This window comes from bacterium, assembly GCA_016702305.1.
Lineage (GTDB): Bacteria > Electryoneota > RPQS01 > RPQS01 > RPQS01 > JABWCQ01.
The window spans coordinates 748,060-761,328 of the sequence record JADJEH010000001.1; the positions used below are offsets into that span (position 1 = coordinate 748,060).

At 57.1% G+C, this 13,269-nt stretch carries 11 protein-coding genes; all 11 read left to right on the forward strand.

Annotated elements, in window-relative coordinates; genetic code table 11:
- Positions 1–20 precede the first annotated feature (20 nt).
- From IPH10_03110 to IPH10_03160, 11 genes are read left to right on the forward strand one after another with little or no spacing between them, the layout of a single operon-like run.
- Positions 21–1,850: a peptidylprolyl isomerase gene (locus IPH10_03110; GenBank protein MBK6909912.1), complete on the forward strand. Its 1,830-nt coding sequence runs from the start codon at positions 21–23 to the stop codon at positions 1,848–1,850.
- A 30-nt stretch (positions 1,851–1,880) separates the two neighbouring features.
- Positions 1,881–3,080, forward strand: a complete 1,200-nt coding sequence (locus IPH10_03115; protein ID MBK6909913.1) for a hypothetical protein — start codon at positions 1,881–1,883, stop codon at positions 3,078–3,080.
- 40 nt (positions 3,081–3,120) lie between these two features.
- The gene (locus tag IPH10_03120) at positions 3,121–4,449 is read left to right on the forward strand and encodes an O-antigen ligase family protein (protein MBK6909914.1); all 1,329 of its coding nucleotides are present in this window, start codon (positions 3,121–3,123) and stop codon (positions 4,447–4,449) included.
- 10 nt (positions 4,450–4,459) lie between these two features.
- A complete protein-coding gene (locus IPH10_03125) occupies positions 4,460–5,839 on the forward strand; it encodes a sugar transferase (GenBank protein MBK6909915.1) in 1,380 nt (459 codons plus the stop codon).
- 12 nt (positions 5,840–5,851) lie between these two features.
- Positions 5,852–7,135: a serine--tRNA ligase gene (serS, locus tag IPH10_03130; GenBank protein MBK6909916.1), complete on the forward strand. Its 1,284-nt coding sequence runs from the start codon at positions 5,852–5,854 to the stop codon at positions 7,133–7,135.
- A 2-nt stretch (positions 7,136–7,137) separates the two neighbouring features.
- Positions 7,138–7,698, forward strand: coding sequence for a class II aldolase/adducin family protein (locus tag IPH10_03135; GenBank protein ID MBK6909917.1), 561 nt, complete (start codon positions 7,138–7,140; stop codon positions 7,696–7,698).
- A 2-nt stretch (positions 7,699–7,700) separates the two neighbouring features.
- Complete coding sequence (tsaD, locus tag IPH10_03140) at positions 7,701–8,726, forward strand: tRNA (adenosine(37)-N6)-threonylcarbamoyltransferase complex transferase subunit TsaD (protein MBK6909918.1); 1,026 nt, start codon at positions 7,701–7,703, stop codon at positions 8,724–8,726.
- Positions 8,633–10,891: a hypothetical protein gene (locus tag IPH10_03145; GenBank protein MBK6909919.1), complete on the forward strand. Its 2,259-nt coding sequence runs from the start codon at positions 8,633–8,635 to the stop codon at positions 10,889–10,891. The genes tsaD and IPH10_03145 overlap by 94 nt, the downstream gene beginning before the upstream one ends.
- A 10-nt stretch (positions 10,892–10,901) precedes the next feature.
- Positions 10,902–12,296, forward strand: coding sequence for an acyl-CoA carboxylase subunit beta (locus IPH10_03150; protein MBK6909920.1), 1,395 nt, complete (start codon positions 10,902–10,904; stop codon positions 12,294–12,296).
- A gap of 23 nt (positions 12,297–12,319) precedes the next feature.
- Positions 12,320–12,790: a response regulator gene (locus tag IPH10_03155; protein ID MBK6909921.1), complete on the forward strand. Its 471-nt coding sequence runs from the start codon at positions 12,320–12,322 to the stop codon at positions 12,788–12,790.
- Between the two features lie 18 nt (positions 12,791–12,808).
- Positions 12,809–13,240, forward strand: coding sequence for a hypothetical protein (locus IPH10_03160; protein MBK6909922.1), 432 nt, complete (start codon positions 12,809–12,811; stop codon positions 13,238–13,240).
- Positions 13,241–13,269 lie beyond the last annotated feature (29 nt).

Sequence of the window (13,269 nt, forward strand, 5' to 3'; positions counted from 1 at the left end):
TGAAAACCTAAGGCTGTTCCATGCTTCAATCCATGCGCGAAAACATGCCCCTGGTGATGTGGACGCTCGTGCTGGCCTTCGTCGCCACGATCGTCTTTAGCTGGGGTATGGGTGGTTTCCAAGGCTCACAAGGCGGTCTCGATGGCGTCGTCGGCAAGGTCGGCGACACCGAGATTATGTACGACCGTTACAACAAGCTCGTCCAGGATCGGCTGGCCCAACAGCGGCAAGATAAACCGGATCAGGAGATAACTGATCAGGCTATCAAGCAAGTCCGTCAGCAAGCGTGGGACGATCTCGTCCGCGTCGAGCTGATGAAGGGCTATCAAAAAAAGTGGGGCATCGTTACCTCTGATGACGAGGTCGCATATGCCGTCCGCAACAATCCGCCCGAGTTCATCAGGTCGAACGAGAACTTCATGACGAACGGTCGTTTCGACCCGGCGCTCTATCAAGAGTTCTTGCGCGATCCGAACCAGACCCAGGTGTTGCTGGCCATCGAGTCCGACTACCGCGAAAGCATCGGCAATCAGAAGGTCATTGACCGCGTGATCCAGCCGGTGTTCGTCACGCCGCAAGAGGTCTGGGATGAGTTTGTGACCACTAATCGGAAGTTCAAGGCAGTCGTCGCCACTTTCCCGTTGACGAATTTCCCGGTGGACAGCGGATCCATCAGCCTATCTGAGATTGAAAAATACTACAGCGATCACGAGAGTGACTACAAGCTCAAAGAACGCCGCAAGCTGGCCTACGTGAGCATCCCGCTGGTCATTGGCGCAGAAGACTCGCTCCGCGTGACCGAAACGGTCGAAGATGTCATGGCGATGCTCCGCCAAGGCGAGAGCTTCAGCGAATTGGCAAAAGAGTATTCGGAAGATCCCGGCTCGGGCAAGAATGGCGGCGATTTGGGCTGGTTCCAGCGCGGTCGCATGGTCAAGGAGTTTGACTCCACGGCTTTTGTCGCCGAAATCGGCCAAGTTGTCGGTCCGGTGATGACACGATTTGGTGCGCACCTCATCCGAATTGAAGCTCGTGATCTGAACGGTACTCAGGATTCGGTTAAAGCTTCACACATCCTGATCAAGTATGGCATTGGGCCGGATACTGAAGCGCGTGTGTCGCAGAAGGCCAAAGACTTCGCCGATGCGGCAGGGACCGACGGTTTTGAAGCCGCCGCCCAGCAATTCAGTCTTACCGTTGAAACCACTGCCTTGTTCCCATACAGTGAGGCCGGCACGATTCCGACGGTCGGAGCGTTGAAGCCGGTCATGGACTTCGCCTTCAGTTCAACTGGTGACAAAGTCAGCTATCCTTACAAGACACGGATCAAGGGCCAGGAATCATACACGGTGTTTAAAGTTGCGGATCGAGCGCCGGCAGGAGTCACGCCGCTGGCCGAAGTGGAGTCTTCGATACGTGGCCTGATTATTCGCCAGAAGCAAGAAGAGATGTGCCTGCAGGCGGCCCAGCAGTTCCGCGGCCGCCTGGGTTCGGCGGAACAACTTGTTCCAGCGGCACAGGCTGAAAACTTGAAAGTTGACACGACCGGATTGCATGGAGTGCGTGACTTCATCCGCACCATTGGACAGGATGAAGCGATTGCCCGCCAGTTGTTGGCACTCGCGCCGGGGCAACTTTCACCGGGACTGGCCAACAATCGCGGTGGCTACGTCGCGGCCGTGTTGGAAGTGGCCGAAGCCGATTCGACACAGTTTGCGGCCCAGAAAGACCAACTGACTACGAATCTTGAGCGCACAAAACAGAATCGCGTCTACACCGACTGGCTGAAGCTGGCCAAACAGGAACTACTGGTTGTGGACAACCGCTATCTGTATTACACTGACTTCTAAACATCCCTCCGCTGCGCGGGAGCGTGCGCATTGACTCCTACTAAGAACGAAGGATTGGGACTGCTCGACATTCTGGCTTTCCTCGTCCGCTGGCGCCGTATCTGGTTGCCGACGACTCTTACCTGCGCGTTGGCCGTGGGTATTTATTCGTTTGTCGCCACACCGCTTTACCGGTCTTCCGCTGTGGTGCGTGGTATCGAAAACAAGGGCAGTGGATTGGGAAGTTTGATCGCTTCCAAACTGTCCGGACTCGGCAATTTGGCGGGATTTGCGCCGGCATTGGGGGAGGTTCGGGGCGACTATTATCTGTTGTTGCTGCGTGCACCGACCATGAACAAACGGGTAATCGAAGAGTTCGACCTGCGGACGCGTCTTAAGATGCCGGACGAACCCATCGAAGATGTCCTCGAAGCCTGGAAGAGCCGCGTTTATTTCAAGTATGAGTCGAATACCAATACCGTGATGGTACAGGTAGACGATCCTGATGCCGATGTCGCGCGGCGAATCGTTGAGTTCTACATCGCAGAATTGGACCGCCGCAACCGCGAGCTTGAAAGCACGAAAGCCCGCAAAGAGCGCGAGTTCTCGGCGAATCGGTTGGAAGAAGCGCGGGCAACCTTGTATGCTCTGGAAGATAGCATGGCGCAGTTTCAACGGACGTCAGGTATCTTTGATCTCGAGGAACAGGCCAAGGCCACAGTCCAAGCCGTGGCTGCCGTGCAGGCCGAACGCCTGATGGCGCAAGCGGAATACGAGTTCAAGGCAAAACTGTTCAGCGGCGACAACCCCGAACTGAATATTGCCCGGATGAAACTCGCCGGTATTGACTCATCCATTTCAACTTTGATGTCGCCGCAGGCCGCCGGTCTGGAGCGCGACTTCCTGTTGCGACTGGATTCCGCAACCGAAGACGGCAAGACTTACCTGCGGTTGTACCGTGATATTGAAATCAACTCGCTGCTGATGGCCATGCTCACACAGCAATACGAGTCGGCACGGCTTGAAGAGGCGCGCAATACGCCGACCATGGCCGTTGTTGAGCCCGCGAGTGTGGCGACAAGGCGTTCATGGCCAAAACGAGGGCTGCTGGTTGGTCTTGGTGCGGCCGCCGGTATGTTGATAGGCCTTTTGGGTGCGGGCGTGATGCATGCTAAATTGGCCTTGAGTTCGCCCGAGCATCCGAGTTACCCGGCGCTTCAAAGGCTCAGCCGGAGCTGGAGTGGACGTTAGTCAATCCTCATTCGTGCGCCATTTTTCGGCTTCACGGGAAATGTGGATCGGCTTTGGATTGGCCGCGCTGGCCATGGCATTGCTATTCCTTTGGATGTTCTGGGGGCGCACGACGCAGGTTCTGATAGCTTGCGGTGCGGCAAGTGCGGGATTGCTGATGATGAGATACCCGACCATCTTGTCCGCGATGATCGGATTTGCGGTAGTATCCTACATCGCCAGCTACCTGCCCGGTTCGACGATGGGTCTTCTGCTATTCAGTGGCGGCATTGTTGTCATCCGACGTTTGATCATGGGTGACATCGGGTGGCGATTGGGTACGATATTTGTTGCCGCGTCCCTGTTTGCATTGTGGCTTGCGACGAGTGGACTTTGGGCGGAATCGGCTTACGTTTATGATTGGCTTCATCCCATTCGCATTGTCGTAACTGTCGCAGTATTGGCAGATCTGGTCTCTACGCCGCAGCACTATTTGGCCTATTTTGTCGGCGGCGCTGCGGGCTTGGTGTTCACATCCATCTTAGCGATCCGGACTGCATACGAGTTCTACGTCACCGGAGCGGCGGAACAGCTTGCCAAGCATGTTGCTTACGTAGACTCGACTCGGTTCTTTGGTAACTGGCCCGATCCGAACATCATGAGCATGACGCTGACGACGTTTCTCGGTGTCACGTTTGCGTTCTGGCGCAGCAAACTCGACTATCGCTTGCGCTGGTTGGGCTTCGCTGCAACCGCGCTCGGATTCACGGCGGTACTGCTCTCGCTGTCCCGCTCCGGTCTTATCACGTGCGGAATTGTAACAGTATTGATGCTGGGTGTTGAACGACGGAAAGCAAGGGTCATACTGGCCGTGGCCGCCGTTACTCTCGCGGTTGTCATGATCGCGCCGACAGATATCTTCGGCCGGCTGGTGACACTGGCGGGAGGCGACAGATCATCGTCGGAACGGCTGAATCTCGTTCTCAATGGATGGAATTACTTCTGGGACAATCCTGTCGCGGGAGGCGGACCGGGCAGTTTCGCGCATCGGGTGGTGTACGACCTCACTTACCTGCCGCATGCATTCATTTCGCACAATACTTTTGTGGATTTGACTGTGGACACAGGTCTCATCGGATTTGTGCTTTATCTTATTGTCATGTTCCTGGCCTATCGCGGATTGGACTGGAAGACCTGGAACATTGACCATGCAAATCCCGCGCACGTGATCAATGCCGGACTCCGAGCCGGTTTAGTGGCTTCATCCTTCTCAATCCTGACAATTTCCAGCGCGGCATACATTCCTTTTTGGGCGCTATACACGTTGTGCGCCATGTATTCCATGACGCATCTTGCTCGGAATGAGCACGCCGCCGTCGCCACCGGCTGATACCGTTTCCATGCGTTTTCTTCGCTTCGCCGGGCTGCTGCTCCTCTTAGATCTGCTCGTACTCGAAGCCGCGTTCTATGGCATTTTCTGGTGGCGCTTCCAGACCGGTGTATTTGTTAATCCGGTCTTGTTCGAGCCTGCCGAACTGTTCGTGCCGAGCCTTATCGTCAGTGGATTCTGGCTGCTGCATTTGGCCGTGTTCGGACTCTATCGGTTCGATCCACTCGAGTCGCGCGCGGTTGTTGTACGGCGTGCTGCGCATGCCGCGTTCTACGGCTGTCTGATCATCTTTGTCGCTACGTTTGAACCGGCCAATCCCTTACCGATAACCCGGGTCGTCCTGGTGACATACGGGATCGGCGTCATGATGGGCATCGCTGTGTCCCGTCTGGCTTTGCTGACTGTGCTTAAGGAATTGCGCATCCGCGGGTTCTACAAGCTTCGGACGGTCGTTATCGGGTCTGGTGAACGCTTGCGCGCCACGCTGTCTTATTTGACTCGAAATCGCGGACTCGGTGCGGACGTGCGAGGCGTGATCGGGGAGCACATGCCCGACGTAGACGCCGAATACTGGGGCAGTTGGTCGGAGATTCGCGACCGCATTCAGCAGACCCCCTGCGATTTGGCCTACATCGCCCTCGATGAGGCTGACGAGCGGCGGCTGAACAGGATTGTACTGCTGTTGTCGCAATCGCCGGTGCGCCAGTTCATTCCTGCCGACCAATATCAGATTCTGCTTGGGTCCGTCAAGCCCGTTGGGCAGCGGGGCATGCCGATCGTCGAGATTCGGCCCTTGCTGCTGACGCCGATCGAAGGCCTGCTCAAGCGATTGTTTGATATCGTCTCCGCTGTCACCATTCTGGTCTTGTCGTCGCCATTGTGGCTGTTGGCGATTCTGCTCACACTCGTGGATTCCGGTCGTCCGGTGTTCTTCACACAGATCCGGGCGGGCCTCAATGGTCGGCCCTTCACAATCATGAAGTTCCGCAGCATGATCCAGAATGCGGAACGCGGAACGGGCCCCGTGCTTGCGACGCGGGGAGACGCGCGGATCACAAAAGTCGGGAAGTTTCTCCGTGCCACGCGAATTGACGAGCTCCCCCAGCTTTTCAACGTGTTGTTGGGGCATATGAGTATCGTTGGACCGCGGCCTGAACGGCCCGAATTTGTGGATGAATTTGCACGGCGTGCGCCGCTGTTTCTGCGTAGATTGAACGTGAAACCGGGCTTGACCGGCTGGGCGCAGGTGCATTTGCAATATGATGCGACAATCGTTGCGCCCGAAAAAAAGCTCGAGATGGACCTTTATTACATTGAAAACATGTCGCTGCCGCTGGACATCAAGATTCTGTATATGACTCTGTTCGTCGTGCTGCGGGGCGAAGGTTGATTTGCCAGAACAATGATTGACATTCGACTAATTCGGGAAAAAAGTGATTGGGTGCGCGCGCGTCTAGAGATGCGCGGCGTGGGCCATTTACTCGACGGCGTCGTGGAGCTCGACGCCGAACGTCGCGCGCTGATCGAGCGAACCGATGCACTCAAGGCGCGGCGCAACGAATTGTCGCGCGAAATCGCGGACGGAGCCAAGCGCGGCGACAATATCGCACCGCTTAAGGACCAAAGCCGGGCGATTGGAGACGAGATCGCGGGCGGCGACGAGGCCCTGAAGAGGATTGAAAGCGACCTCGAAGCCCGACTCTTGCAGATTCCCAATCTACCGCACGACTCTGTCCCGGCGGGCAAAACGGCGGATGACAATGTTGTCGTCAAGACCTGGGGCACGCAGCCAAGTTTCGACTTTCCCGTGAAAGACCACTTGACGCTGGGCAAAGACCTCGGCATCTTTGATTTCGAGCGCGGGACAAAGATCACGGGCAGCGGTTTCCCCGTCTTCCGCGCAGCCGGCGCCATTTTGGAACGGGCGCTCATCACGTTCTTTCTGGAAACACATCGCTCGCGCGGCGTTTATACGGAAGTCTCGGTGCCCTTTCTGGTCAATCGCAAAAGTTTGATCGGTACCGGTCAACTACCCAAGTTTGAAGAAGACCAATACCGGACTGAAGCCGACGATTTCTTTTTGATCCCGACGGCTGAAGTGCCGATTACCAATCTGCATCGCGACGAAATGCTGGCCGAAGCTGAACTGCCGATTGCGTATTGCGGATATACTCCCTGTTTCCGCCGTGAAGCCGGATCATACGGCAAGGACACGCGCGGTTTTCTGCGGCTGCACCAGTTTGACAAGGTCGAATTGGTTAAGTTTACAAAGCCTGAAGACTCCTACACGGAGCATGACAAGCTCACAGCGGATGCGACACACCTGCTTGAACTGCTTGGCATACACTATCGTGTAATGCTGCTGTGTGGCGGCGATATGGGTTTTGGCGCCGCGAAGTGTTACGATATTGAAATCTGGTCGCCCGGTGAAAAGAAGTGGCTGGAAGTGTCGTCGTGCTCCAACTACGAGGCGTTTCAGGCGCGCCGTGCCAATATTCGCTTCCGCCGCGCCGAGACAGGCAAGCCCGAATTTGCGCATACGTTGAACGGGTCGGGTTTGGCTACGCCGCGCTTGCTCGTGGTCTTGTTAGAGACATATCAGAATGACGATGGAACCGTGAGCATACCCGAAGTGTTGAAGAAGTACACCGGATTCGGATTGATCACGCCAAACGGAGTCCGCTGAGATTGGCCGCCGAGCGGGTAGCCGAGCTGTTGTACGCAGCGCGAGTGCTGGCCGGGATAAACTGCCTTCCTGCAACGGACGGGAACTTCTCGGCAAGACTTGCTGATGGCCGCGCTCTGGTCACCCGCCGCGGAATTGAGAAGCGCCTTCTCGCCGAATCTGACCTAATCGAAGTCAGCTTGGACGAGTTTCAGCCTACCGAAGCCTCGTCGGCATGGAAACTGCACCGCGCCTTGTACCATGCTCGACCCGATGTGTACGCAATCCTGCATGTTCACGCGCCGAATCTCGGCGTCTTCGTCGCGGCGGGCAAGGTGCCGGATGTCAAACTCCTCATGGAAGCCGAAATGACTTTGGGCGGCATAGCAATGATTCCGTATGCGGAACCCGGATCGCCCGATGTTGGACGGTTGGCCGTGGACATGGGGAACAATGCGGGCGTGTTGCTACTCGAGCGGCACGGAGTAGTGGCTCTTGGCGGCTCCGTTCAGGAAGCGCTGTATCGGATCGAGCGTGCCGAGTTTCTCGCGCGCGTTCAGCTTGACATGGCTTCACTCCGCTAATCGTGCGAATTCTGGCGATTGAGTCGAGCTGCGATGAGAATTCCGCCGCAATCCTCGATGATGGCAACGTCCTCGCCTTGGTCACCATCACGCAGCAAGTGCATCAGGCCTTTGGCGGTGTGGTGCCGGAGCTCGCGGGGCGGTCGCATTTAGAACTGCAAGATACCAACGTGCAACGAGCGCTGGCCGAGGCGCGGTGCTCGCTTGAGGATATTGACATGATCGCGGCCACGGCCGGGCCGGGATTGGTTGGCTCATTGCTTGTCGGACACTCGTTTGGATCGGCGTTGGCAACTTCTCGCGGGATTCCATTTGCCTCGATGCACCACATGGAAGGGCATCTTTGGTCGGTGGAGATGGACCGTGACCCTTTGCCGTTGCCATTCCTCGTCCTGTTGGCCAGCGGCGGGCACACCTTGCTGACCGTTGTGCGCGGCTTCCGTCACTATGACGTGATCGGCGCCACACGCGATGATGCAATGGGGGAGGCCTACGACAAGGTTGGTAAGCTGCTGGGACTTGGTTTTCCCGCCGGAGCTGCGATTGACCGATCCGCGCAGCGGGGTCGGCCAGATGCGGTTGACTTCCCGGTCGCCTTACGGGATGGCTCCTTTGATTTCAGCTTCTCAGGATTGAAGACGGCCGTCGCTTACAAACTGCGCGATGAACCGCAGTGGCTTGAAGAGAGACACCGTCCTGATCTATTGGCCTCGTTTCAGTCGGCCGCGATGCGATCTGTCTTGACTAAGATTGAACGTGCCGCGATCCAGTACCGTGTGCATGCCGTTTGCGCCGCAGGCGGAGTCGCCGCCAATAGCGCATTGCGCAGCGGGTTGGCAGACATCGCCGGGCGTTTGTCCATCGAGGTCGCCGTGCCACCGCTCAAGTATTGCGCAGATAACGCCGCGATGATTGGCTACGCCGCTCATAAACTGTGGCAAGCCGGACTGCCGGCGGAACAACTTCCGGTCAGACCGCGCTGGCCGATTACGGAATTACGATCACCAGCAGCAGCCTTTTCGAGTTGAGCTACACATTACCTTTGCTCGCGGTTCGCGGAGTCACTTTTGGGGCTCCGACATTGCTGTTTGTGTTATTGTCGATCGCCTGCATTGCGCTGGCCGTCATCGTTTATCGGCAAACGCTTCCTCCAGTCGGTACTTTGCGGCGCCGCAGTCTCGCGGCGATCCGCGCATTGGCGCTCTTGATCGTTTTGTTCTTGATCTTTGAACCGGTGTTACTTTGGTTAGATCGCCGCGACCAACACGCGCAAGTCCTGCTGCTGGTTGATCGGTCGGCCTCCATGGCTGTTGCCGACAACGGTGTCGTTCGCGATTCCGTGGTCAAGAACCTCCTGCGGCGAAGTGAATGGCAGGACTTGCTCAAGCGCGCGAGCTTGCGCGAATTCGCCTTCGGTGATTCCGCGGTATCCTCACCTTTGGATTCCATCCTCGCGTCCTCAGCCGATCTTGTCGGCTCGAATCCGGCGGATGCGTGGCTTGAAGCAGCCCGGGCGACGGCTGGTGAGGACGTTGGCGCGATTGTGCTGATCACCGATGGCGCTCAGAACTCCGGTCCGAATCCCGAACGGGTCGCCGTTGAGTCAGACGTTCCGATCTACACCATTGGCGTTGGCGACACGACGCTAAGACGCGACGCGCTGATCGCTGACATTTTGACCAATGATATCGCCTATAAAGGCGCGCAGGTTCCCGTCCGCGTTCGCGTGCGCGGTCAAGGACTCTCCGGGGCAAACGGTCGCCTTCGTCTGGTGGACTCGCGGTCGCGTACGCTGCTGGATGAGCCGCTGAAATTTGACGGTTCACTCTACGAGAAGACTCTCGAAGCGAGTTTTCAGGCTGACGTTGAGGGCGAGCTGAGATTGACCGCGATCCTGGACTCGATTCCGGGAGAATTGGCGACCGAGAACAATCGGCGCTCGCGCGTGGTCAGGATTCTCGATTCAAAGTACAATGTCGTCCTGTTGGCCGGAGCGCCGTCGCCGGACGTTACATTTCTCATGCAGGCGCTCGGTCAGGACACCACGGTTGCGGTTACCGCGCTGGTGGAAACGCGTAACGGCTTTGTCGGCGGGAAGAGCGCGAACGCCGAATTGCTCAATAGCGCTGACATGTTTGCGCTGGTCAACTATCCAACATCCGCGACGAACCGGCAGGTGTGGGATGCGGTTGCCGCTCGATTGGTCAGCGACGGTGTACCCCTCCTGTGGGTGAGTGGATCCGCCGTGTCACCGAGCGCATCGGAGAAGATTGATGATCGGCTGCCGTTCGACATGGCGCCGCAGAGCTTGGCTGACCGTGTGATCGTGCGCGATGGTGCCTCGCACTCCGCCATAAGCGCGCGCGGACCGTTGGCTGCAAATTGGGCTCAGTTGCCCCCCGTATCTGGCGCGGTGGGAAAGATCACCGCCAAACCCGCGGCCACCGTCGTCGCGACGTTCGCCAATGAGCTCACGCCGGAGTTACCCGGCGGACCTGCGCTGCTGATTAGCGACATGAACCGGCGCAGAACGGCGGCCTTTACGGTGCACGATATCTATCGCTGGGCATTAGGCAGAGCGAAAGAGTCCGCCGGGAACGACTTTTACTCCGATTTGACTGCGCGGCTGACAGCATGGCTACTCGCGCCTACTGAAGAGAAGCAGGTAAAAATCACGACGGACAAAAAGGTGTACAGCTCCGGTGAACCCGTGCGACTGCAGGCGCAGGTGTACGGTGCGGACTTGCAGCCGCTGGATGATGCCGGAGTGCTGGTTACCGTGGCGCAGAATGAGCAGACCGAGACAATCGCCTTGCGCGCCAAGGGCAACGGATTGTACGAAGGGCAGTTTACCGCGACGACGGCTGGTGATTTCACATATGGTGGCTTCGCCGTAGCGCGCGGCGACACTATTGGAAAGGACCGCGGCGCATTCGTTGTCGAATCATTTAACCTCGAGTGGCTTGACTCGCGAGCACGCTTTGATGTGCTCCAAGCTGTCTCACGCAACTCTGGAGGTCAATTCTTCAGTGCGAATCAGCCGGATTCGCTATTTGAAAAATTGGCGCTGCCAACACGAGTGATCGAGTCCCAACACGAAATTTCGCTGTGGAATCGCCCGCTCTTTCTTTGGATACTCATAGGCCTATTGGGCCTGGAATGGCTCTTGCGCAAGCGGAGCGGAATGTTATAACCAAAATACTATGAAAGTCACAGAAGAACTCAAACGCCGACGCACCCTGTCCACTTTAGGCGGCGGCGAAAAACGCATCGAGGCGCAGCACAAAAAGGGCAAAATGACCGCCCGCGAACGCCTTGACATCTTGTTGGACCCCGGTTCGTTTCACGAAATTGACGCACTCGTCACCCACCGTTCCCAACAGTTCGGACTCGGCGAGCAAATCGTCTACGGCGACGGAGTTGTCACCGGTTACGGGAAGATCGACGGACGCACTGTGTTCGTGTTTGCGCAGGACTTCACCGCCTTCGGCGGATCGCTGGCCGAAGCGCACGGTAAGAAGATTTGCAAGATCATGGATATGGCCATGAAGGTGGGCGCGCCTGTGATCGGTCTGAACGATTCCGGCGGCGCGCGCGTGCAGGAAGGCGTAGTATCGCTTGGAGCCTATGCCGACATTTTCCTGCGAAATACGCTCGCCTCCGGCGTCGTGCCTCAGCTCTCTGCAATCATGGGCCCTTGTGCCGGTGGCGCGGTTTATAGTCCGGCCATTACGGACTTCACGCTGATGGTCGAGAACACCAGCAATATGTTCGTGACTGGACCGAAGGTCGTGAAGACCGTTACGCATGAAGACATCACGAGCGAAGAACTCGGCGGCGCCGTCACGCACGCGTCAAAATCCGGTGTGGCGCACTTTGCCTGCCCGAATGAAGCACACTGTTTGCTGACTCTCCGCCGCATGCTCAGCTACATGCCGCAAAACAATCAGGAAGACCCGCCGCGCCAGCCCGTGCCGCAGCAGCCGCTGACGGATGACACGCTGGCCGCTCTCATTCCCGCCGAAGCCACGCGTCCCTATGACATGAAGGATGTCATCCGTCGTGTCGTGGACAAGGACTGCTTCGTGCGCTTCTGCGATGCCTTCAATATTCCGCTTGTCACGTTTGTGGATGTGCCGGGCTTCCTGCCGGGTACCGAGCAAGAGTGGAACGGCATCATCGTGAACGGCGCGAAACTCCTGTACGCCTATTGCGAAGCCACTGTTCCGAAGATCACCGTCATTACCCGCAAGGCATATGGCGGCGCCTACGACGTTATGAGTTCGAAGCACATCCGCGGCGATCTGAATTTCGCGTGGCCCACCGCGGAAATCGCGGTCATGGGCGCGCAGGGCGCAGTGGAAATTATCTTTGCCAAGGAAATCGCTTCAGCAGCTGATCCGGATGCCGCCAAGAAGAAATTCGTTGACGAGTATACAACGCTCTTCGCCAACCCGTTTGAAGCCGCTTCGTTCGGGTATATTGACGAAGTGATTGACCCGGCCGAGACCCGCAGCCGCATTATCAGCGCTCTTGAAACGCTGGAAAATAAGGTAGACAGCAATCCGCCGAAAAAACACGGCAATATTCCGCTGTAAGCTAACCAACAGCACATTCCGATATGGCCCGAATTCTACTGATTGACGACGACGACGACTATCGCGGCGTGTTGCGTGAGTTCATCGAAACTCGCGGGCACACCGTGCTCGAAGCCGTGTCAGCGCGTGACGGGATGGATATCTTCCTGCGCGAGAAGGTTGATCTTGTCGTCTCGGATTTCATGATGCCGGAAAAATCGGGCCTGGAGCTGCTGGGTGAGCTGCGCAATATCAATCCGAAGGTTCTGTTCATCATGGTCACGGGGTTTGCTTCGCTTGATACGGCCAAAGAGGCTATCAGACTCGGCGCCTATGACCTGCTGCCCAAACCCGTGGACATGGACCAGTTGACGGCGGTCATGCGCCGTGCCTTGGCTACAATCGAACTGCAAAGTAATCTCTCAACCGTGCGCGGAGTGAATTTCGCGCTCTTGCTGGCGATCCCGTTATGGTTGGGAGTTGGCTATCTGCTGTTCCGCTTCTTGAGCCGCTAATCTTCGCAAGGAGGAGCCATGTTTTCCCGCCCACTCGCACTGCCGCTTGTGTTCGCTTGCGTAGTTTTCGTGATGATGTCGTGCAAGAATGACAAGAAGATCACCGGTCCCGACAATCCTGATCCAGGCGCATATAGCCTCGAATTGCGGCCCGGGGATGACACCTTGCAGTATTTTGTCGAAAACCGCATCGTCATTCGTCTGTACCGCGGTACGGGCATGGCGGTCAATGACACGGTGTTGCTGCGCACGGAGTCGAACGTCGGTTTCTTGGACGAGAATCTGGTGATACCGCAATCAGACACGATTGCTCACCCGTGCGGTGCCAATCCTTGCGTAGATTATATTTGTGACGATCAAAACATCGGCAAGGACGTTATCTTCGGGTACGCGATTGCTGACGGTGAGACAGTGGCCACTGCGTCCGTGTCGTTCTTCGTCGAACCATAACAGGGCGCATCGCGATAGTGTTCGTAGCG

Bases quoted from the DNA above. Each gene is read 5' to 3' on its own strand.
- IPH10_03110 (MBK6909912.1), top strand. From the start codon at position 21: ATGCTTCAATCCATGCGCGAAAACATGCCCCTGGTGATGTGGACGCTC.
- IPH10_03155 (MBK6909921.1), top strand. From the start codon at position 12,320: ATGGCCCGAATTCTACTGATTGACGACGACGACGACTATCGCGGCGTG.
- IPH10_03120 (MBK6909914.1), top strand. From the start codon at position 3,121: ATGTGGATCGGCTTTGGATTGGCCGCGCTGGCCATGGCATTGCTATTC.
- serS (MBK6909916.1), top strand. From the start codon at position 5,852: ATGATTGACATTCGACTAATTCGGGAAAAAAGTGATTGGGTGCGCGCG.
- IPH10_03160 (MBK6909922.1), top strand. From the start codon at position 12,809: ATGTTTTCCCGCCCACTCGCACTGCCGCTTGTGTTCGCTTGCGTAGTT.
- IPH10_03125 (MBK6909915.1), top strand. From the start codon at position 4,460: ATGCGTTTTCTTCGCTTCGCCGGGCTGCTGCTCCTCTTAGATCTGCTC.
- IPH10_03150 (MBK6909920.1), top strand. From the start codon at position 10,902: ATGAAAGTCACAGAAGAACTCAAACGCCGACGCACCCTGTCCACTTTA.